The organism is Halorubrum rutilum (genome assembly GCF_042665015.1).
GTDB classification, from domain to species: domain Archaea; phylum Halobacteriota; class Halobacteria; order Halobacteriales; family Haloferacaceae; genus Halorubrum; species Halorubrum rutilum.
The window spans coordinates 133,517-155,029 of sequence record NZ_JBHTBL010000012.1; the positions used below are offsets into that span (position 1 = coordinate 133,517).

Genomic DNA, 21,513 nt, shown 5'->3' on the forward strand with positions numbered 1-21,513 from the left:
GTTTTAGGGTGACCTAAATCAACGTATGACCGTCGAACCGCGCCTCGAACGCCGTCGTCTCGGAGCGACGGCGGGCCGGCCGCGTCCGGTCCGCAGCGAGGGGTCGCGACCGTGACCCCAGCCGGGCTCCGGGCCCGACTCCGGGCCGGCGTCTCCCGCGAGCGCCTCACCCTCGTCGGAACGCTCCTCGTCCTCGGGGTCGGCGCGGCGTTCGTCGCGCGCGGCCTCGACGCGGACGCGGCCGTCGCGGCGATGGCGACGGCCGACCCGACGCTCCTCGCCGTCGCGACCGGCGTCTACCTGCTCTCGTGGCCGGTCAGGGGGCGGCGGTACGGCGACGTGCTCGCGGCCATGGGCCGCCGCTGCCGGACCGGGTTCCTCACCGCGACCGTCTTCGCCAGCCAGACCGCGAACCTCGCGATCCCCGCGCGCGCCGGTGACGGTGTCCGCGCGTACCTGCTCAAGGAGCGGCGGGACGTCCCGTACCCGACCGGCGTCGCCTCGCTCGCCGTCGAGCGCGCCTTCGACCTCGTGGCGATCGGCGTCCTCGGCGGGACCGGGCTCGCGCTCCTGCTCCTCACCGGGCGATCGCCCGGTTCGGGTGACTCGGTGGGGGCCGTCGCGCCGTCGACCGCGCTCGCGGCCGCCGGCGGTATCGCCGCGGTCGCCGCGGCCGCGTCGGTCGCGACCGTTGCGGTCGCCCGGAGCGACCGGCGGTTCGGACCCGCCCTCCGCGACCGGCTCGCGCGCTCGGAGACCGACCGCCCGCGCCTCTCGGACGCCGTCGACGCCCTCGTCCGGTTCGGGGCGTCCGTCCGGGTCGTCGCCGCCGACCCCCGCCGCCTCGGTGCGGTGTTCCTGTGGAGCGTCCTCGTCTGGGCGCTCGACGTCCTCACGGCGGTGCTCGTGCTCGCCGCGCTCACCGGGGGGATCGGGGGGGCCGTCCCGACGCCGACCCTGTTCGTCGTCGGGACGCTCGCGGTCAGCGTCGGCAACCTCGCGAAGGTGCTCCCCCTCTCGCAGGGCGGGATCGGGCTGTACGAGGCCGCGTTCACCGGCCTCGTCGTGAGCGCGACGGGGCTCCCGGTCGAGACGGCGCTCGCGGCGGCGATCCTCGACCACGCGCTGAAGAACGCCGTCACGCTCGCGGGCGGCGGCGTCGCCGCGCTCGCGCTCGGCCTCTCGCCGACGGCCGGCCCCGCGTCGGACGGCGAGCCGAACCCCTCGGTGAAGGCCGACGGGGGGAGCGTCGCCGGCGAGCCCGGGACGGGCGGGGCGCGCGGCGACGCGGCGCCGGACGCGAGCGCGGAAGCCGAGTCGTCGGGTCCCGGACCGTCAGACTTTTAGGTTAGCCTAAAAACCTCGGAGTATGGAAGAACGCCGCCCAGACGCCGCGAGCGGGGACATCTGCGTGATCGTCCCCACGATCCGAGAGTACGAGTGCCTCCGCGAGTACGTCGCCAACGCCCGCGACCACGGGTTCGACGTCTCGCGGCTCCACTTCGTCCTCGTCACCAAGGACTTCTGTGACGTCGACGAGATGCGCGCCATGCTTGACGACCTCGACGTCTCCGGCGATGTGTTCGACGGGACGCGCCGCGAGGAGTGGTACGAGACCAACGGGGTCGCGGAGTACGGCCACGTCGTCCCGGCCGCGAGCCACGCCGAGACGAGCTTCGGCCTGCTGTACATGTGGGCCGACGACTCGTTCGACTACGGCGTGTTCATCGACGACGACACGCTCCCGCACGACGACGTCGACTACTTCGGCCGCCACATGGAGAACCTCGCGTTCGGCGGTTCGATCGAGCGCGTGAGCTCGGACGAGAACTGGGTGAACGTCCTCTACGACAACGCCGACGAGCACGGGCTCTACCCGCGCGGCTACCCGTACTCGGCGATGGACGAGACGGTCGAGACCGACGCCGTCGAGGTCGAGGCCGGGGAGGTCGTCGCCTCGCAGGGCCTGTGGACGAACGTCCCCGACCTCGACGCGGTCCGGATCCTGATGGACGGCGACCTGGAGGGCCAGGCGCAGACCCGCACGACCGCCGACGACTTCGGCGAGGACTTCGTCGCCGCGCGCGGCGACTACCTCACCGTCTGCTCGATGAACCTCGCGTTCCGCCGCGAGGTGATCCCGGCGTTCTACCAGCTCCCGATGGACGACAACGAGTGGGACGTGGGCCGCTTCGACGACATCTGGTCGGGTCTGTTCTTAAAACGCGCCTGCGACGTGCTCGGCAAGCGGATCTACAACGGCGACCCGCTGTGCGAACACAACAAGGCCCCGCGCTCGACGTTCGACGACCTCGCGAACGAGGTGGCCGGGCTGGAGCTGAACGAGCACGTCTGGGAGGTCATCGACGAGGCGGGCGCCGACGCCGACTCGTACGCGGCCGTCTTCGGGGAGATGGCCGACGCGCTCGCCGAGGGCGACTTCTCCGAGTGGAACAACGGCGCGTTCCTCAACCACTGCGGGGAGTACATGCGCGACTGGCTCGACTGCCTCGACGGGATCCGGCGGACGCCGGCGGTCGCGGACGACTGAACCGACACGATTAAAACTGTTTAGGTAAGCCTAAAACACATGACGAACCACGAATCCGACGAACGCGACATCGGCGGGCGAAACGTGCGACGACGGAAGTTCCTCGCGGCGGCGGGGGGAGTCGGTATCGCCGGTCTCGCCGGCTGTAACGAGACCGACGACGGGGGCGACGGCGGCGCCGGCGGCGGGGCCGTCGGCCAGATCGGCTCCGGCCGCGCGGGGCGCGACGCCCCCGGCGGCACGCCGATGGCCGAGATGCCCCCGCTGGAGGGCGAGCTCACCGTCTACTCCGGCCGAGGGGAGTTCCTCGTCGGCGAGCTCGTCAGCTACATCGACGGCCTGTACGACGACCTCGACCTGACCGTCCGGTACGGCGGGTCCACCGACCTCGTCAACCAGATCGCCAACGAGGGCGAGGGATCGCCGGCCGACGTGTTCTACTCGGTCAACGCCGGCGCGCTCGGCGCGCTGGCCGACGAGGGGCGCACGCAGGCGCTCCCGGACGACATCGCCGAGCTGGTCCGCGAGGAGTTCCGCACGGAGCAGTGGGTCGGCACCTCCGGGCGGGCCCGGACGGTCCCGTACAACACCGACGAGTTCTCCGAGGAGGACCTGCCGGACGACATCATGGCGTACCCCGACGAGTTTGAGGGCGACCTCGGCTGGGCGCCGTCGTACGGCTCCGCGCAGGCGTTCATCACCGCGATGCGGCTCCTCGAGGGCGAGGAGGCCACCCGCGAGTGGCTCGAGGCGATGGTCGAGCGCGGCGCCGCGACGTACCCGGACGAGTTCGTCACCTGCCAGGAGATCGCCGACGGCGAGATCGACGCCGCGTTCACGAACCACTACTACATCCAGCGCGTGCTCGACGGGAACCCGGAGGCGCCGATCGCCACCTCGTTCACCGAGGGCGACGCGGGCGCCGTCTTCAACGTCGCCGGCGCCGCGGTCGTCGACAGCGCCGCCGACGCCGACCTCGCCGCGAACTTCGTGCGCCACCTGCTGTCGGCGGAGGCGCAGGACTACTTCGCGCGGTCCACCTTCGAGTACCCGCTGATCCCCGACGTCGAACCCATCGGCGACCTCCCGACGATCGACGAGCTCGACGTCCCGGACATCGACCTCTCGGAGCTGTCGAACCTCGAACCGACGATCGACCTCATGCGCGAGGCCGGCGTCGAGATCTGAGCTCACCCGCCGCCCGTGGCCGTGCTTCCCCCGTTCGCTCGTCCCCGCCGGCTCGCGACGCGTCTCCGCGAGCGGCTCGCCCGCGCCGACCGGGCGACGCTCGCCGCGGCGCTCGTCTCCGTCGCCGCCGGCGTCCTGACGTTCGCGATCGCCGCCACCGTCTTCTCGCACCACTCGGCGAACCACGACGAGGGCGTCTACCTCACGCAGGCCGCGCTCCTGCTCGGCGGGCAGCTGGAGTTCCACGCCGGGCCGCTCGCGGACGCCGTTCACCCGTGGTTCTTCATCGAGGACGGCGGGCGGCTCTACCCGAAGTACAACCCCGTCCCGGCCGCGATGTTCGCGGTCTCGATGGGGCTGTTCGGCGAGCCGCGCGTGACGCTCGCGGCGGTCGCCGCCGGCAACGCCGCCCTCGTCTACCTGCTCGGCTCGCTGACGTTCGGCCGCCGCGCCGGGCTCGCGGCCGCGGTGCTTTTCGCCGCGTCGCCGATGGCGATCGCGACGTCGTCGGCGTTCCTCCCGTACGCGCCGACGACGTTCTTCAACCTGGTCTTCGCGGTCGCGTACCTCCGGAGCGTCCGGGACCGGTCGCTCGCGGCCGCGGGGGTCGCGGGCGTCGCGATCGGGATCGCCTTCTTCTCGCGGCCGTACACCGCGGTGCTGTTCGCCGCGCCGTTCATCGGCCACGCGCTGTGGCGGGTGGGATCGGCGGTCCGTCGCTTCGGCGCCGAGACGGAGCGGTCGGCGCCGCGCGCGCTCGCGGCCCTCGGCCGCCGTGCGCTCCCGGTCGGCGGGTCCCGCGGACTTCCCGACCCGATCCGTCGCCACGGGCTGACGGCGCTGTTCGGCACCCTGTTCGTCGGCGTCACGCTCGCGTACAACGCCCGGATGACGGGGTCGCCGCTCGTCTTCCCGTACCAGGTGTTCGCGCCGATGGACGGCCCCGGGTTCGGCGAGCGGCGCATCCTCGGCCACTCGGTCGACTACACGCTCGGGCTGGCGCTGGAGTCGAACCGGTACGCGCTCCAGGAGGTCGCGACGCGGTGGTTCGCCGCCGGCCCGCTCGGGACGCTCGCGGCGCTCGCGGGCGGCGGGGTCGCGCTCCGACGATGGCTGGCGCGCGGCGATCCGCGCCGGGCCGAGCCGGCCGCCGACGGCGGGGACGGGACCGTCGACGCCTCCGGCTCCCCCGCCTTCCGGCGGACGGCCGCCCTCCTCCTCGTCGGGGTCGCGGTCTCGGTCGTCGTCGGGAACCTGTACTTCTGGGGGACGCACAACGCGCTCGCCGACCTCTCGGACCCGACCGACGGGCTCGCGTCGCTGTTCGGTCCGTTCTACCACTTCGACCTGCTGGTCCCGCTGTCGGCCTTCGGCGGGCTCGGCGTCGCCGCCGTGGCCCGGGCGCTGCCCGTCGTCCGCGACCGGCTGACCGCCTCGGCGGCCGGGGCGCGGATCGGCTCTCCCCGGGTCGCCCGCGTCGCGCTCGCGCTGGCCGTCGCGAGCGCGGTCGTCGTCGCCGGTGTCGCCGCCGCGGACGCGGCCGCGGAGCCGATCGAGCGGAACGCCGAGATCGACGCGAAACACGAGGCCGCGTACGCCCCGTTCGACGAGACGACGTTCGAGGACGGGCTGGTGTTCGTCCCCACGCCGTACGGCGAGTGGCAGAACCACCCGTTCCAGTACCTCCGGAACGGCCCCGGGCTCGACGGCGAGGTCGTCTACGCGCTCGACCGCGACCCGGAGGAGAACTTCGCGGTGCTCGACGCCTACCCCGACCGGACGCTCTACCGCTACGGCTATCACGGCGTCTGGACCGCGGACCCGGACGCCCGCGTCACGCCGAAGCTGGAGTCGCTCGACCGGCGGTCCGGAGAGCGGATCGACGCCGAGGCGACCGTCGGCGTCCCGGACCGCGTCGCCCGCGCCCGAGTCCGCGTCGACCCGCGGCGGGGCGCGGCCGGCGGCCCGGAGCGCGCCTCCTACACCGTGTCGGACCCCGGTGCGTCGCTCGCGGTCGACTGGGCGGTGACGCCGGCGGGGGTCCGGCTGCCCGGCGCGGCGACGGCGGGCGGCGACGCGAACGCGAGCGCGCCGGTCCCCTTCGACCCCGACGGCGACGTGGTCGCCGTGACGGTGACGCTCGTCGACCCCGCAGGCGCGACGTACACCTATCGGCAGGAGGTGACGGTCCGGGTGACGGGCGGCGACGGGGCGGACGCCGGGGGCGAACGCGTTGACGGCGAGCGCGTCGAGGCCGTCTGGCCGCCCGAGCGCTCGACCTGCCGGCTCGTCACGGAGTGCGGCAACGAGGGGACGTACCTTCCCGACGAGCCCGACACCCACCCCGAGTGGGTCGTCTTCGAGACGGACGCTGATACAAGCGACTGATACGTCGATTTCTTGTAAATAGTCGCTAGCAGACCAGCGAAAACCACCTCCAAAGCCCCAGCCGCTCGGCTATATATAATTAGCTCTCGAACAGCGAAGCACGCCTCCAAAGCCCCAGCCGCGAGGCCGCAGTACGCTCGCTGTGCTCCTCGGTCGCTCACTTCGTTCGCTCCCTGCGGTGCTTACGTCGTCATCAGAACGCTTCGCGTTCTGATTGGCTCACGAGAGCAAAGCTCTCGTGAACGCCTGCTGCGGCCTCGCGGCTGCCCCTTTGAGTCACGTCCCGCCCCGCACAGCGACCGCACCTCACGCCTCCCCAGCCTCGTCGGGCGCGTCCTTCGGGCTCCCTTCGGTCGCCCTCGTCGCGCCCGACTCCCTCGCGCGTGCCGACTCGCGGCCTCCGCTTCGCTCCGGCCGCTCGCAGGCACGCGCCACCGCACAGTTGCGGTCGATGACGACTGGGTAGCGCCGTCGCTTGGGGTCGTGGAAAACGTCGCCGGCGGCGGTCCACTGTGCCCACAGTGTACCTCCGGACCGCCGTCCGACGACGGATCGAGGGCGAAGCGCCCTCAGAACCGTCGGAGCTGCTCTTCGAGACAGACGGTGACGATCGACTTCGCGATGGCGGCGCCGCCCCCGATCGGGTCGAGCTTCGTGTCGCCGAGCCGCTCCGCGTAGGCGATCGGGCGCTCGCGCACGTCGTGGCCGCGCATCAGCGGGCGGATGAGGAGCTCGGCGGAGAGCCCGGTGTTCTCCGTCCACCCGATCTCCTCGACGATCTCGCGGCGGTACGCGCGCATCCCCGTGGTGGTGTCGTGGACGCGCTCGCCCATGAGGAGGCTCGCGACCGCCGCGAACGCGTGGTTGCCCAGGCGGTTGAACGCCGGCATCGCCTCCGCGCCGTGGTAGAGCCGGTCGCCGCTCACCACGTCCGCGCCGTCGTTGATCTCCGCGAGGAACTCCGGCAGCGCTTCCATCGGGTAGGTGTCGTCGCAGTCGGTTGTGACGACCACCGGGCGGTCGGGCGTGAGGATCGCCTCGCGCACGGCGACGCCGTACCCCTGCGGCTCCTGCTCGACGACGGTCGCCCCGTGCTCGCGGGCGATCTCCGCCGTCCGGTCCGAGGAGCCGTCGACGCAGACGACCTCCGCCTTCCCGTCGGTGACCTCGTCGATGTCCTCCAGGACCGTCGCGATGGCCTCCTCCTCGTTGTACGTCCCCATCACGACGCTCAGGTCATCGAACGTGAACCCGTCGCCGTCCGCGGCGCCGACCGCCGCGTCCGCCTCCCCGGTCGGGGCGGCGTTCGTTCCGTCGCGCGAGCCCGTCTCGTCGGCCGAATCCGTCTCGATCGAGGCCGCGGACCCGTTCGTCGCGTGTGCTGAGTCGCTCATTACCCGTCTCTCCGTTCGCACGCACTTGAACTTTTAGGTTTACCTAAAATAATATCGTCGAGGCGTCAGCTCCCGTCGCCGAGCCACCCGGCGACGTCGTCGCCGACGCGGAGCGCGAGCGCGGCGATGGTGAGCGTCGGGTTCATCGCGCCGCTCGTCGGGAAGACGGAGCTGGAGGCGATCCAGCAGTTCGTCAGGTCGTGGGTCCGGCAGTCGGCGTCGACGACGCCGCGGTCGGGGTCGTCGCTCATCCGCGTCGTCCCCATGTGGTGGTAGGCGGGACCAGTGGCGTCCGGCCCGGCGACCCACTCGACGTCGGCGCCGAGCTCCTCTAAGATCCCGACCTGGATCTCGTTGGCGCGCTCGATCGTATCGAGCGCGCGGTCGCCGACGGTCCACTCGATCCGCGGCACCGGGTCGCCGTGACCGTCGGTTTGGTCGTCGGCGAGCGTCACGCGGCTGTCGGCGTCGGGGGCCTGCTCGACGAGCCCGCCCATCGCGACGTGGTCCCCGTACCCGTCGCGGAGCCGCTCCAAGAGCGGGTCGCCCCAGTCGTCGCCCGACAGCGCCATCTCGACCGGCGAGGGGCCGGCGTAGTTGAAGAACTCCAGCTTGAACGGCGCCTGCGACTCGTCGGCCTCGTCGTAGAACTGGTCGCAGGCGCTGGTGTAGAAGCCGACGTGGTTCTGCCGGGTCGGCTCGTCGAGCGTCCCGCCAGCGCCGGCGAACAGGTGGTCCATGAAGAACTCCCCGACGTGGCCGCTCCGGTTCGCGAGCCCGTCCGGGTAGCGGTCCGAGGCGGACATGAGGAGGAGGCGCGGCGTCTCCACGCCCCCGCAGGCGACGACGAACGCGTCCGCCTCCTGCCTGTGCTCCTCGCCGTCCGGCGTCGCGTACACCGCCGCGGTCACCCGGTCGTCGCCGTCGTGTTCGAGCCGCCGGACGGGGGCGCGGTCGATGACGGTCGCGCCCCGCTCCTCGGCGCGCTCGACGTGGACGGTCGCGTCGTACTTCGCGCCGCTCGGACAGACGGGCTGACAGGTGCCGTAGCCGACGCAGGCCGACCGGTCGTCGTACGGCTCGGAGTTGCGCGCGTTCGGCACCGAGTGCATGTCGATCCCCAGCTCCTCGCAGGCCTCGGCGAACAGCGAGTCGCTGTAGGAGGGCTCGAACGCCGGCATCGGGTGCGGCTCCTCGCGCGGCGGCGCGTAGGGGTTGTCCGAGGCGCCCGCGACCCCGAGCTCGCGCTCGGCCTCGGCGTAGTACGGCCGGAGGTCGCCGTACTCGATCGGCCAATCCGGACCGACTCCGCGGACGGACCCGGAGTTGAAGTCGTCCTCGTGGAGCCGCATCACCATCCCCTGCCAGTGGAGCGTCGACCCGCCGACGCCCTTCACGCGGGCGTGGTTCAGCGGGTAGAACCGGTCGCCGGCGTTCTCGTGCGCGTCGCGCTCACCGCCGACGCCCCACACGTCCGGCCGGCCGTAGAAGGGTCGGATCGCCCGCTCCTGACGCGCCAGCCGGTCCGCGGGGTCGAACCGCGGGCCCGCGTCGAGCACCACGACCTCGCGGTCGCCGGCGAGCCGGTCGGCGACGAGCGCGCCCGCCGGCCCCGCGCCGACGACGCAGACGTCGGCGTCCGAGACCGGCGTGCGGTCGACGTCGTCGGCCCCCCCGTCGCCGGCGTCCGACCGCCCGTCTCCGACGCTCTCCGCGCCGCTCATCGCGGCCCCTCCCGGTAGCTCTCCGCGCCGCCCGCGTACCCCTGCGGGTTCTCGATCCCGACGAGCTCGCCCCCGGTCGGCGAGGCGTACAGCGCGAGGAGGAGCTCGTTGACGACGTAGTAGCGCACCCGCTCCGCCGCCGACCCGCGCGGGTCCTCCTCCGCGGTGTCGGCGCCGAGTTCGCGGAGCAGCGAGTCGCGCTCGGTCGCCGAGAGCTCGGCGACCGGCGCGTCGTACCACGACCGCGACGCCGACCGGACCTCGCCGACCGCGGCTCGGATCCCCTCGCCGTGCGCCGACCCGTCGAGGCGACCGTCGAGGAACCCCTCGACGAACGCCTCGACGCCGGTCACCGACTCCGGGTAGACGACGGGCGCGACCGCGGTCATCGTCTCGCGGACCGCCTCGTCGTCGGGGGTCCCCTCGCCGTCTCCCGCGGTCCCGTCCCGTCGCGCCGCACCGTCGCCCGCTCGACGGACGCCGAGCGCGACGCCGCCCGTGGCGCCGATCGCGGCCAGCGCGGCCGCCGCGTCGCGTCGCGTCAGTTCCATGGAAGGTTTTAGGTATCCCTAAATTCTTATATCCGTCGGAGCGCGCTCGCCGGGGGATCGGAACCCCTAACGGCGGGCGCGGCCACCCTCGGACAGAGCGACACCGCCCCCCGCACAATGACCCTGCGACACCGGATCCGCGACCGCTTGACGGACGGCGACGACCGGCTTCCGATCGGGCTGACGCTGCTGTGCGCGGCGATCGCCGCCGCGCTCGTGTTCCCGCTGGCGTGGCTCGTCATCGAGGCGGTCGCCGTCGAGCGCGAGCGCGCGGTCGACCTCCTCTTCAGCGCGGGGACCGCCGACGTGCTCGTCAACAGCCTGCTGCTGATGGGCGGCGTCACCGTCTCCTGTATCGTTCTCGGCGTCCCGCTCGCGTACCTCACCGCCCGGACCGACCTCCCGTTCCGCCGGTTCTGGTCCGTCGCGGTCGCGCTCCCGCTCGTCGTGCCGAGCTACGTCGGCGCCTTCTCGTTCGTCTCCGCGTTCGGACCGCAGGGCGAGTTCCACGAGGTGCTCGCGCCGCTTGGGGTCGAGCGGGTGCCCGACATCTACGGGCTCTCCGGCACGATCCTCGTCATCACGCTGTACACGTACCCGTACGTCTACCTGACGACCCGCGCCGCGCTGCTGTCGTTCGACACGACGCTGTTGGAGGCCGCCCGAACGCTGAACCACGGCCGGCTGTCGGCGTTCCGCCGGGTGACCCTCCCGACGATCCGCCCCGCGATCGCCGCCGGGTCCCTGCTCGCGGCGCTGTACGCGGTCTCGGACTTCGGGACGCCGTCGATCATGCGGCTCCCCGTGTTCACCCGCCAGATCTACGTCGAGTACAACGCGTTCGGTCGCGACTACGCCGCGCTGCTCTCCCTCCAGCTGCTCGTCGTGGTCGTCCTCGTGCTCGCGCTGGAGTGGGCCGTCCGCTCGGACCGCGAGACGAGCGGCGACGACGCGGGTCGGACCGAGGACCGGGTGTCGCTCGGGTGGCTGCGCTGGCCGGCGACGCTGCTGCCGGCCGGCGTCTCCGGGTTCGCGCTGCTCGTCCCCCTCTGGATCCTCGGGCTGTGGCTGGTCAGATCGGAGTCCGGCCGCCGCCCCTCGATGGCGTTCGACCCGGTCCAGGTGCTCAACTCCGTGTCGGTCTCGGCGGCGGCCGCGGTCGCCGCCGCGCTCGCGGCGATCCCGATCGCGTACTTCGCGGCGAACCACGACTCGCCGCTCGCGACCGTCTTCGAGCGCGCCACGTACGTCGGGTTCGCGGTCCCCGGCATCGTGCTCGCGCTCGCGCTCGTCTACTTCGGCTCCGGGTACGTGCCGTGGCTCTACCAGACGCTGCCGCTCCTGGTGTTCGCGTACGTGGTCCGCTTCCTCCCGCAGGCCGTCGGGTCGGCCCGCACGTCGATCCTCCAGGTCGACCGGCGGCTCGTCGAGGCCGGGCGCACGCTCGGCGAGTCGCCGACGGGGACGTTCAGGCGCGTGACGTTCCCGCTCGTGCGGTCGGGGATCGTCGCGGGCGCCGCCCTCGTCTTCCTCACGACGATGAAGGAGCTCCCGGTCACGCTCGTCCTCCGCCCGTCCGGGTTCGAGACGATCGTCACGCAGATCTGGCGCGCGCAGGCGACGGCGCTGTACCAGTACGCGGTCGTCCCCACGCTCATCCTCCTCGTCATCTCCGGGCTCTCGATGGTCGTCATCCTCGCGCAGGAGGGCGGCGAAGAGGGGCTGTGAGAGAGGCGCTTCGAAGGCTGCTGTGGCGCGTGCCGGTGAGCGGCCGGCAGGCCGCGAACCGCACGCGCGAGGGAGCCCGCGGCCGCCGATGGCGGCCGCGGCGAGGCTGGGGAGGCGTGAGGTGCGGTCGCTGTGCTGTGCGGGTGGGACTCAAAGGGGCAGTCGCGAGGGCGAAGCACGGCGACGCAAGGACCGCAGGAACGAGCGGAGCGAGTGACGAGGACCACAGCGAGCCGCGCGAGCCCTCGCGACTGGGGCTTTGGAGGTGTCTGTGGTAGATTCGTGGTTACCGAAGTATAGCCGAGCGGCCGGTTCTCCGGAAGCGCTCACTGTGTCGGCAACAGCGATCTATCAGCGATCCCTCACGACCGCGTCCCGTTCCGATTCCACACGTACTTACCCACCACCGTCACACGGGTACGCATGCACCTCGCCGATTCACGCGCGCTCGTCACGGGCGGCGCCGGCCTCGTCGGCAGCCACCTCGCCGCGGGCCTGCTCGACCGCGGCGCGACCGTCCGCGTCGCCGACGACCTCTCGAAGGGGACCCGCGACCGAGTGCCCGACGGCGCCGACTTCGTCGCGGCCGACCTGACCGACCCCGGCGACGTCGCCGAGGCGGTCACGGGCGACCTCGATATCGTCTTCCACTTCGCGGCGTACACGGACACGAACTACGACGACGACCGGGAGCTGTTCGAGGAGAACACCGAGATGACGTACAACGTCCTCGACCGCATGCGCGAGGTCGGGATCGACCGCTTCGCGTTCACCTCCTCCTCGACCGTCTACGGCGAGGCGCCGCGCCCGACGCCCGAGGACTACGGGCCGCTCGAACCGATCTCCATCTACGGCTCCTCGAAGCTCGCCGACGAGGGGCTCATCTCCACGCACGCGCACTCCTACGGGATCCGGTCGTGGGTGTTCCGGTTCGCGAACATCGTCGGGCCGCGCCAGCGCGGCAACGTGATCCCCGACTTCATCGAGAAGCTCGACGCCGACCCCACGAGGCTGGAGATCCTCGGCGACGGCCGCCAGGAGAAGTCGTACATGCACGTCACCGAATGCGTCGACGCGATTCAGCACGTCGTCGAGCACGCCGACGACGCGTACAACGTCTACAACCTCGGCACGCGGACGACCACGTCGGTCACCGACATCGCCGACATCGTGAGCGACGAGCTGGGGGTCGACCCTGACTACGCGTACACCGGCGGCGACCGCGGCTGGACCGGGGACGTGCCGAAGATGCGGCTGTCGATCGAGCGGCTGGCCGACTTGGGCTGGGAGCCGTCGATCGAGAGCGACGAGGCGGTGCGGCGAAGCGCGCGCGAACTCATCGACGAGATCGTGACATAGGGAGGCGTCCGTCCGGAGACGGCTCGCCGCGGGGCGCGTCACGACCGCTCGTCCAGCGCGGCCGCCACGACCCGCCGCTCGGCCCGTCGGAGCAGGTCCGAGGCCGTCGACGTCGCGCAGTCCAGCGCGCCGGCCACCGCCTCGATGTCGCCCTCGCGGGGTATCTCGTAGTAGCCGGCGTCCCACGCCGCGGCAAGTGCCTCTCGCTGGCGGTCGCTCACCCGGACGCCGCGCGAGCGGTCGTACGTGCCGGTCCGGAGCACCTCGACGTCGACGCCGCCCGGGAGCGCCTCGATGGCCGCGGAGAGGGCGTCGCCGGGGCCGACCATCGTCTGCCTGACGGTCCGGTCCGAGCGCAGCTCCACCGGCGGTACCACGAGCACGGCGTCGCGGTCCAGCGCCTCTCGGTACCGCCGTTCGCGGGCGCGTAACCGCGTCCGGACGTAGACGTAGAACCCCTCCTCGGCGACGGTGGTCGTCCACTCCTCGACCCGTGCGACCTCGTCGATGGTCCGCTCGTAGCGCTGACGGTCGCCCGCAACGTGGAGCAACAGCGTCGTCATCTCGCCACCGGCGTCCCGTTCGAGTATCGTCTCTCGGTCGACCGCCGGAGACTCACAGACGAACCGATGCATCGGGTGGAGGTGTTCGGCCGGGATTTCCAGCGCGACGCGCGCGGCGTGCATACCGGTGCCTGTGGGCCGGACCGACATAGCGCTCAGGGCCGCTCGGGGTCGACGGCGTGGATCAGGACCTCGCAATCCGTCTCTAGGGGCGGATCGAGGAACGTCTCCGGGGTCGCTAGCACCCGCCGCAGCACCCACTCGGAAAGGCGTGCCTCCCAGTCGTCGGACTCGCGGAAGGCCTCGTAGAGCCGGTCCATGTCCTCGGTCTCGATATAGTAGTGGACCACCTGACGGTCGCCGACCTCCTCAAGCAGCAGCGACTCGGTGTACACCGCTTCCGCCTCGACCGTCTCCGTCTCCTCACGGGCCCAGGCCCGTACGCGGTCGAACCGTTTGAGTTGGTTAACGAGGTCGACGGCGCGTGCGACGAGGGTGCTAGTGAGGCCGGCTTTCACCCCGAGAGAGACGACCGCGACCGGGATCGGGAGCTCGTCACCGGCGACGGGGGCGACCAGCGACCGTCCGACCGCGTCGACGTACCGCTCCTGCCGGTGCGGGTTCGTCACGTGAGTGACGTACCGGTGGTCGCCGCGACCGTCGGCGTGAACCGTCGCTTCGCCCGTGAGCAGGTCCGACAGTCCGCGCTCGAACAGCGGTGACGCGCTTCGGATCGTCTCGTCCGGCGTCGTCCACGCCTCGGCGTCGTCGTCGACCACCTCGACGTACCACAGCACCGCGTCGCCGCGCCTCGGATCGCGTCCGGCATTGTCGGTCAGGCCGAACCCGCCATCGTCGAGGAACAGCGTCACCAGCGTCGCGCCGTCGACCGGTAACAGCGTGCGAACGTCACCGTCGGCGCTGTCGCCCGCCCAGTCCGCCAGCAGATCCCTGACGGCTCCGGTCCGTCCGTCAGCGATCGGTTGGCGGACCAGCAGCGAGTCGAAGACGTCGATACCGCCGCGCTCGGGGTACGTCCGACGGACGCCCGGTCCGTCGGCGGCGGTCTCCGTCGATCCTTCCGCAGCGCGGTTATCCGTCTCCCGGCGACCCATGTGTGCCCGTACGAGGGCCACGAGTGGGTCAGTTTCCACGGCCCAGTTAGCCTCTTTATGTCCGAACGGTATCTCGGCGTCGGGAACGGACGAGCGCAAGCGGGTCCCGCGGGTACCGCTCCGTACGCGGCGTCAACGCGGCGGCGAATTCACCCATCACATACGTACCTCCGGCGGCTACTCGTCTCTCGACATGCTGATCAACCACACGACGATTCGGTTCGATCCGGCGAAGCGCGCCGAAGCGATGGCGCTCGTCGACGACCTCGTCGACCGCTCGCGGACCGAAGACGGGACGGTCCGCTACCGCGCGATGACCGACGTCGGCGACCCCGACGTCGTGCGTTTCTTCGAACAGTACGAGGACGCCGCCGCGGCCGAGGCCCACGCGGAATCCGAACAGTATCGCCGATTCGTCGAGTCCCTCCCCGAGCTCGCCGACGGGAACGTCGAAACGATCCGGATCCGCGCCGACGAGACGGATCGCGTCGAACTCACGCCCCGGGACGCGGTCGACGCGCTGGACTGACGCGCGCGGAATCCGCCCTCCGTATCGGTCGCGCGGTCACGGCGGCCGCTCCCACGCGCCCGCTCCTCCACCGCGTCGCTTCGGAAGGCCCTTTTAATCAGCCCGTCGAACGGTCGGTATGTTCAGGCAGTTCCGGTCGGAGGTCGAGGCGGCGCTCGCGGACGCCCTCGCCGCGCTCGACCTCCCGACCGACGACCTCGGCATCGAGCGCCCGCCCGACGACATGGACGCGACGCTCGCCTCCAGCGTCGCCTTCCGGCTCGCGGGCGAGGTCGGCGCGCCCCCGCCGCAGGTGGCGGGCGAGGTCGCCGACGCGGTCGCCGTCGCCGGCTACGACTACCTCGACTCGGTCGACACCGCCGGGCCGTACGTCAACTTCCACGCGGGCGAGCGCTACCTCGTCGACGCGCTCGACGCGGCCGCCGCCGACGCGGGCTACGGCGCGCTCCCCGACCGGGACGCGTCGGTCGTCGTCGAGCACACGAGCGCGAACCCGACCGGCCCGGTCCACGTCGGCCGCGCGCGCAACCCGATCGTCGGCGACGCGGTCGCGAACCTCATGGAGTACGCCGGCTACGACGTCGACCGCCACTACTACGTCAACGACGCCGGCCGCCAGATGGCGGTGTTCACGTGGGCGTACGAGCGGTTCGACGAGTCCGACCTCGACGCGGAGCCCGCCCGCGACCGCGCCGAGTACGACCTCGTGCGGTACTACCGCAAGGGGAACGCCTTCTTAGAGGAGGCCGAGCCCGCCGCGGTCGAGGCCGCGGAGGCGGAGATCGCCGAGATCCTGCAGGGGCTCGAAGCGGGCGACGACGAGACGTACGAGCGCGTCGGCGAGGTCGTCGACACCGTTCTCGGCGGGATGAAGGAGTGTCTCGCCCGGCTTCCCGCCGAGTTCGACGAGTTCGTCAAGGAGACGCGGTTCATGCGCGACGGCTCCACCGACGAGATCGCGGCCCGGCTCAAGGAGACCGAGCAGGCGGTCTACGAGGAGGACGCGTGGCAGCTGGAGCTCGACGAGTGGGGGATCGACAAGAACCTCGTCTTCCTGCGCTCCGACGACACGAGCCTCTACACCACCCGCGACCTGGCGCACCACGAGTGGAAGTTCGACAACTACGACCGCGCCGTCACCGTGCTCGGCGAGGACCACAAGCTGCAGGCCGACCAGCTCGACGCGACTCTCGAACTCCTCGGCAACGACACGGACCGGCTCGGCCACGTCATCTACTCGTACGTGAACCTCCCGGACGGGAAGATGTCGACCCGGCGCGGGACGGGCGTGATGCTCGACGACCTGCTCGACGAGGCGATCGACCGCGCCCGCGAGGCGGTCGAGAGCCGGATGGACGACCGCATCCGCGACGACGACCTCACCGAGGCGGACGTCGAGCGCATCGCCCATCAGGTGGGGATCGGCGCGGTCCGGTACGACATCGTCTCGAAGCAGCCCGCGAAGGCGATCACCTTCGAGTGGGAGGACGCGCTCGACTTCGAGGCGCAGTCGGCGCCGTTCGTCCAGTACGTCCACGCGCGCTGCGCCGGCATCCTCGACGAGGCCGCGGCCGAGGGCGTCGACGTGCCGGGCGTGACGGCCGATTCCGCGGGAACCGTCGACGCCGACGCCCTCGACGTCGACGCCGCGGTCTTCGAGACCGAGGCGGAGCGCGAGCTCCTCCGCGAGGTCGCCCGCTTCCCGGCCGTCATTGAGGCGGCGGCCGACGACTTAGAGCCACACACGGTTGCCACGTTCACCCGCGAGTTCGCCGACGCGTACAACGCCTTCTACCGGGAGTGCCCGGTCGTCACCGCCGAGGACGACGAGCTCCGCGCCGCGCGCGTCGCGCTCGTCGCGGCCGCGAAGCACACGATGGCGAACGCGCTCGACGTGCTCGGGGTCGAGGCGCCAGAGTCGATGTAGGAGCGGTACTATCGAGGTTGTCGTTCGGCTTTCTTCGATCGGGATATCGCTGTTGACGCTGCTGCGAACACTTCTAAATCCCCAGCCGCTCTGTAGTACGTGACCGATGACTCGGCGGCAAACACTCCCAAAGCCCCAGCCGCGAGAGCTCGCGCGGCTTGCTGCGTTCCTCGCTCGTTCGCTTCGCTCACTCGCTGCGGTACTTGCTGCGCCGTGCTTCGCCCTCGCGACTGCCCCTTTGAATCCCACCCCGCTCCGCACAGCAACTGCACCTCACGCCTCCCCAGCCTCGCGGTTCGCGCTCTCCGAGCGCTCACCGGCTCCCTCGCGCGTGCTCCTCGGCCGCCGGTGGCGGCCGCTCGGAGGCACGCGCCACCGCAGTTGGGTTATAAACAACCACGCATCTGATGGCCCGTGCGACTCGGTACCGCCTTCCTAACGGGGAGGTCAAAGCTTACTTACACGCACGCCGCCGTAGTTCGGGTAATGAGTAGCGACGCCCAAGCGGCGAGCGAGGACCGACGGAAGTACGAGTTCCGGAAGGTCATCGAGGAGCTCAAGGAGTTCGAGGGCTCCGGCACGCAGCTCGTCACCATCTACATTCCCGAAGACCGGCAGATCTCCGACGTGGTGGCCCACGTCACCCAGGAACACAGCGAAGCGTCCAACATCAAGTCCAAGCAGACCCGGACCGCGGTACAGGACGCGCTCACCTCGATCAAGGACCGCCTCCGCTACTACGACACGTATCCGCCCGAGAACGGGATCGTGATCTTCTCGGGGGCGATCGACGCCGGCGGCGGCCAGACCGACATGGTCACCCGGACGCTGGAGTCGCCCCCGCAGCCCGTCGAGTCGTTCCGCTACCACTGCGACTCCGAGTTCCTCACCGAGCCGCTCGAACACATGCTGGAGGACTCCGGGCTGTTCGGGCTCATCGTCTTGGACCGCCGCGAGGCCAACGTCGGCTGGCTCAAGGGCAAGCGCGTCGAACCCGTCAAGTCCGCCTCCTCGCTCGTCCCCGGCAAACAGCGGAAGGGGGGTCAGTCCGCGCAGCGGTTCGCCCGCCTCCGGCTGGAAGCGATCGACAACTTCTATCAGGAGGTCGCGGGGATGGCCAACGACCTGTTCGTCGACAAGCGCCACGAGCTCGACGGCATCCTCGTCGGCGGCCCCTCCCCGACGAAAGACGAGTTCCTCGACGGCGACTACCTCCACCACGAGCTCCAAGACAAGGTGCTCGGGAAGTTCGACGTGGCGTACACCGACGAGTCCGGGCTGAAGGACCTCGTCGACAACGCGAGCGAGGCGCTCGCCGACCAGGAGATCGTCGAGGACAAGCGCCACATGGAGGAGTTCTTCGAGAAGCTCAACACCGGCGAGGAGGCCACGTACGGCTTCGAGCAGACCCGCCGGAACCTGATCATGGGGTCGGTCGACCGGCTGCTCATCTCCGAGGACCTCCGCTCCGACGTCGTCGTCTACGAGTGTCCGAACGGCCACGAGGAGTACGAGGTGGTCGACTCGCGGCACTCCACGCCGGACCACGAGTGCGCCGAGTGCGGGGAGCCGGCCGACGTCGACGAGCGCGAGGACGCCATCGAACACCTGATGAGCATCGCCGAACAGCGCGGGACGGACACGAAGTTTATCTCCACGGACTTCGAGAAGGGCGAACAGCTGATGGACGCCTTCGGCGGTATCGCGGGTATCCTGCGGTACTCGACGGGCGTCTGAGGATCGCAGAGACCTCCCGACGGTTCGGGGCCCCTGGCTCAGTCTGACTCGACCGGCGCCATCGCGACCTCCAGACACGCGCAGGCGTCGGTCTCGGGGTCGAAGCAGTCCGGGCACTCCGGCTGCCGGTCGATGATCGTGTCGAGCCGCTCGGCGACGGTGTCGTCGATGACGGCCTCCAGCTCGTGCGCCTCCTCGCGGAACTCCTCGACGCCGAGGACGTTCGCGAGGAAGCGCTCGATGATGCAGTACGTCTGGAGCGCGTCCCGCGCCCGGACGATCCCGTCGTCGGTGAGCCGGACGCCCTTGTACTTCTCGTGCTCGGCGAGCCCGCGCTCCTCCAGCTTCCCGATCATCTCGTTCGCGCTCGCTGGGCTCACGTCGAGGGCGTCGGCGATCGACCCCGTCGAGGCCGGCCCGTCTTCCTGTTCCTGTACGACGTATATCGTCTTGAGGTACTGGTCTGCGGTGTTCACGGCTCTCCTCCGTCGGGGCTCGTCGTCGGTTCGATACGCCGGTTCATCGTCGCTCCATGACCTCCGTGACCTCGCTGACGCCCTCGGCCTCCTCCTCCCGGATCGTCCGTAACGTCTCCAGGAGGCGCTCCCGGTCGATCGAGAACGCCGCGTCGGACGCCTCGATCGCCTCGATGAGGTCGTCGTAGAACTTGTAGGCCGTCTCCTCGTTGCACAGCTGGTCGTACAGGATCCCGTCGAAGTCCTCGGGCTTCGTCCGCCCGTAGCGGGCGTCGACGAGCGACTCGATCTCGTCGAACGGGACGCTGTCGACCCCGAGCCCGGCGATCAGCGACTCCAGCCGCTCGCGGTGGTCGGCCGACTCCTCGGCCGCGTCCGCGAGCAGCGCCTCGATCTCGTCGTCGAGCTCGTCGTCGACCCCGCGGTAGTGGTGGTGGGCCCGCGCCTCGACCACCTCCTCCAACACGATCCCGATCTGTAACAGGCGGGCGAGCTGGTCGTCGGAGCCGATCCGCTGGCTCACGCTCACGGCCACCACCCGTCGCCGCTCGATACGCCCGTTCGCATACACTCGTGCTCAGGCGTAGTCCGACTTAAGGAGTTCCCCTTCACCCGGGACGTCAGCGGCACAAAAAACGAGAACCGCGGCGACACGCGTTCGAACGCGGCCGGCCGTCTACTGGAGCCGCTCGAAGACGAGCTCCTGAACGTCGTCGCGGAACTCGTCGACCGCGATCTCCTCTAACACGGGCACGAAGAAGCCCTCGACGAGCATGTTCCGCGCCGTGCGGGAGTCGATCGAGCGGCTCTCGAGGTAGAACAGGTCCTCGGCGTCGACCTGCCCGACCGTCGCGGAGTGCGACGCCTCGGTGTCGTGGTTGTGGATGATCAGCTTCGGCGACGCGTCGGCCTCGGCGTCGTCCGACAGCATCAGCGTGTTCTCGCGCTGGTAGCTGGACGTGTTCCACGCGTCCTCGCCGACGTCTTGGACGCCCTCGTAGACGGAGCGGGCCACGTCGTCGAGCACCCCGCGCGTGACGAGGTCGGCCGTCGTGTGCTCGGCCTGGTGCCAGACCCGGGCGTTCAGGTCGAAGTGCTGGTCGTCGGTGCCGAAGAACGTCCCGACGATCTGGCTCTCGGAGCCGTCGCCGTTCAGCTCGGTCTCGACGTCCGAGCGGGTGAGTTTCGAGCCGAAGTTGCTCTCGATCCAGTCGACCGTCGCGTACGCGTCCGTCACGCCGCGCTTCAGCGAGTAGGTGTACGAGTCGTCGTCGAGGTTCTGGAGCGAGCCGAACTGCACGTTCGCGTTCTCGCCTGCGGCGATCTCGACGAGGTTCGAGAAGTACCGGTCGCCGTCGACGGCGGCCTCGCCGTCACCGGACGTGATCGATTCGAGGATCGTCACAGACGACGACTCCTCGGCGACCACGAGCGTCTGGCTGAACAGCGAGCGGGAGTTCATCTCCGCGCGCACCGTCACGTCCTCGACGTCGACGCCCTCGGGGACGTAGACGAACGTGCCGGTGGTGAACAGCGCGACCGACAGCGCCGTGAGGTAGTTGTGCTCCGGGTCGAGCACCGAGCCGAAGTTCGCCTCGATGACGTCGCCGTACTCGTCGAACGCCTCGGTGAACGGGAGGACGACGACCTCGTCGTCGCCGGCCGCCCGCTCCGTGGCGTCGGACTGGTTCAGCGGGTCGACGAGCGACTCGAAGTCGAGCGCCTCCAGGTCGGTCCAGCGGCGGCCGGGCGTCTGGATGACGTCCGGCAGATCGGCCGTCTCCAGCGCGGCGAGCGCGTTCAGACGGGTCTCGAGGAGCCACTCGGGCTCGTCGCGTTCGTCGGCGATGCGTCGTACCGTGTCCTCCGAGAGGCTCTCGATTTGCTTCGTGCTCATGTTATCCGAGCGAGCCCTCCATCTCCAGCTCGACGAGCCGGTTGAGCTCGACGGCGTACTCGATGGGTAGCTCCTCCGTGATGGGCTCGATGAAGCCCGAGACGATCATCTGCTTGGCGTCGTCGTCGTCGAGGCCGCGCGACTGGAGGTAGAAGATGTCCTCGTCGCCGATCTTCCCGACGGTCGCCTCGTGGGCGACGTCGACCTTCGACTCGTTGATCTCCATGTACGGCATCGTGTCGGAGGTCGACTCGTTGTCGAACATCAGCGCGTCGCACTCCACGGCGGTCGAGGAGTTCTCGGCGCCGTCGGCGATGTGGACGAGGCCGCGGTAGTTCGTGCGGCCGCCGTCCTTCGCGATCGACTTCGACTCGACGGTCGACTTC

The 21,513-nt window shown here is 70.7% G+C and carries 18 protein-coding genes; 9 read left to right on the top strand and 9 right to left on the bottom strand.

All coding sequences use genetic code 11. The features are described 5' to 3' along the window. Positions 1-111 precede the first annotated feature (111 nt). From ACFQMF_RS14695 to ACFQMF_RS14710, 4 genes are read left to right on the top strand one after another with little or no spacing between them, the layout of a single operon-like run. Positions 112-1,347, top strand: coding sequence for a lysylphosphatidylglycerol synthase transmembrane domain-containing protein (locus tag ACFQMF_RS14695; RefSeq protein WP_256409892.1), 1,236 nt, complete (start codon positions 112-114; stop codon positions 1,345-1,347). A 22-nt stretch (positions 1,348-1,369) separates the two neighbouring features. Then, the gene (locus ACFQMF_RS14700) at positions 1,370-2,551 is read left to right on the top strand and encodes an alpha-1 4-glucan-protein synthase (protein WP_256409891.1); all 1,182 of its coding nucleotides are present in this window, start codon (positions 1,370-1,372) and stop codon (positions 2,549-2,551) included. Positions 2,552-2,590: 39 nt separating this feature from the next. Then, positions 2,591-3,739: an extracellular solute-binding protein gene (locus ACFQMF_RS14705; protein ID WP_256409890.1), complete on the top strand. Its 1,149-nt coding sequence runs from the start codon at positions 2,591-2,593 to the stop codon at positions 3,737-3,739. 15 nt (positions 3,740-3,754) lie between these two features. After that, on the top strand, positions 3,755-6,127 hold the full coding sequence (locus ACFQMF_RS14710) for a DUF7846 domain-containing protein (protein WP_256409889.1): 2,373 nt from the start codon (positions 3,755-3,757) through the stop codon (positions 6,125-6,127). Positions 6,128-6,696: 569 nt separating this feature from the next. Here ACFQMF_RS14710 and ACFQMF_RS14715 read toward each other — a convergent pair. From ACFQMF_RS14715 to ACFQMF_RS14725, 3 genes are all read right to left on the bottom strand, one after another. Beyond that, a complete protein-coding gene (locus ACFQMF_RS14715; RefSeq protein WP_256410010.1) occupies positions 6,697-7,350 on the bottom strand; it encodes a dolichyl-phosphate hexose transferase in 654 nt (217 codons plus the stop codon). Positions 7,351-7,586: 236 nt separating this feature from the next. Beyond that, on the bottom strand, positions 7,587-9,245 hold the full coding sequence (locus ACFQMF_RS14720; protein WP_256409888.1) for a GMC family oxidoreductase: 1,659 nt from the start codon (positions 9,243-9,245) through the stop codon (positions 7,587-7,589). Beyond that, entirely contained in the window at positions 9,242-9,796 is a 555-nt protein-coding gene (locus ACFQMF_RS14725) for a gluconate 2-dehydrogenase subunit 3 family protein (protein WP_256409887.1), read from the bottom strand. The genes ACFQMF_RS14720 and ACFQMF_RS14725 overlap by 4 nt, the downstream gene beginning before the upstream one ends. A 117-nt stretch (positions 9,797-9,913) precedes the next feature. Here ACFQMF_RS14725 and ACFQMF_RS14730 point away from each other — a divergent pair, with 117 nt between their 5' ends. Both ACFQMF_RS14730 and ACFQMF_RS14735 read left to right on the top strand, forming a co-directional pair. Further along, entirely contained in the window at positions 9,914-11,524 is a 1,611-nt protein-coding gene (locus ACFQMF_RS14730; protein ID WP_256409886.1) for an ABC transporter permease, read from the top strand. A 423-nt stretch (positions 11,525-11,947) separates the two neighbouring features. Continuing rightward, positions 11,948-12,883 carry an NAD-dependent epimerase/dehydratase family protein gene (locus ACFQMF_RS14735; protein ID WP_256409885.1) on the top strand — a complete coding sequence of 312 codons (936 nt, stop codon included), beginning with the start codon at positions 11,948-11,950 and terminating at the stop codon, positions 12,881-12,883. A 38-nt stretch (positions 12,884-12,921) separates the two neighbouring features. On the opposite strand, the gene ACFQMF_RS14740 is transcribed toward ACFQMF_RS14735, so the two are convergent. Together ACFQMF_RS14740 and ACFQMF_RS14745 are read right to left on the bottom strand one after the other, a co-directional pair. Next, positions 12,922-13,569 carry a helix-turn-helix domain-containing protein gene (locus ACFQMF_RS14740; RefSeq protein WP_256409884.1) on the bottom strand — a complete coding sequence of 216 codons (648 nt, stop codon included), beginning with the start codon at positions 13,567-13,569 and terminating at the stop codon, positions 12,922-12,924. Between the two features lie 32 nt (positions 13,570-13,601). Further along, positions 13,602-14,582, bottom strand: coding sequence for a hypothetical protein (locus ACFQMF_RS14745; protein ID WP_256409883.1), 981 nt, complete (start codon positions 14,580-14,582; stop codon positions 13,602-13,604). 172 nt (positions 14,583-14,754) lie between these two features. Here ACFQMF_RS14745 and ACFQMF_RS14750 point away from each other — a divergent pair, with 172 nt between their 5' ends. The 3 genes from ACFQMF_RS14750 to prf1 all read left to right on the top strand — a co-directional run bounded on the left by ACFQMF_RS14750 (position 14,755) and on the right by prf1 (position 18,754). Next, positions 14,755-15,090 carry a putative quinol monooxygenase gene (locus ACFQMF_RS14750; RefSeq protein ID WP_256409882.1) on the top strand — a complete coding sequence of 112 codons (336 nt, stop codon included), beginning with the start codon at positions 14,755-14,757 and terminating at the stop codon, positions 15,088-15,090. A gap of 118 nt (positions 15,091-15,208) precedes the next feature. Then, positions 15,209-17,017 (top strand): arginine--tRNA ligase, encoded by a 1,809-nt coding sequence (gene argS / locus ACFQMF_RS14755; protein WP_256409881.1) that lies wholly within the window; start codon positions 15,209-15,211, stop codon positions 17,015-17,017. A gap of 486 nt (positions 17,018-17,503) precedes the next feature. Beyond that, a complete protein-coding gene (gene prf1 / locus ACFQMF_RS14760) occupies positions 17,504-18,754 on the top strand; it encodes a peptide chain release factor aRF-1 (protein WP_256409880.1) in 1,251 nt (416 codons plus the stop codon). 38 nt (positions 18,755-18,792) lie between these two features. Here prf1 and ACFQMF_RS14765 read toward each other — a convergent pair whose 3' ends face one another. The 4 genes from ACFQMF_RS14765 to ACFQMF_RS14780 form a co-directional block, all read right to left on the bottom strand. Further along, positions 18,793-19,230 carry a metal-dependent transcriptional regulator gene (locus tag ACFQMF_RS14765; RefSeq protein ID WP_256409879.1) on the bottom strand — a complete coding sequence of 146 codons (438 nt, stop codon included), beginning with the start codon at positions 19,228-19,230 and terminating at the stop codon, positions 18,793-18,795. Between the two features lie 43 nt (positions 19,231-19,273). Continuing rightward, complete coding sequence (locus tag ACFQMF_RS14770) at positions 19,274-19,759, bottom strand: ferritin-like domain-containing protein (RefSeq protein WP_256409878.1); 486 nt, start codon at positions 19,757-19,759, stop codon at positions 19,274-19,276. Between the two features lie 147 nt (positions 19,760-19,906). Further along, on the bottom strand, positions 19,907-21,127 hold the full coding sequence (sufD, locus tag ACFQMF_RS14775) for a Fe-S cluster assembly protein SufD (RefSeq protein WP_256409877.1): 1,221 nt from the start codon (positions 21,125-21,127) through the stop codon (positions 19,907-19,909). Position 21,128: 1 nt separating this feature from the next. Further along, the coding region (locus ACFQMF_RS14780; RefSeq protein ID WP_379792169.1) for a SufD family Fe-S cluster assembly protein at positions 21,129-21,513 on the bottom strand (385 nt) is incomplete at its 5' end.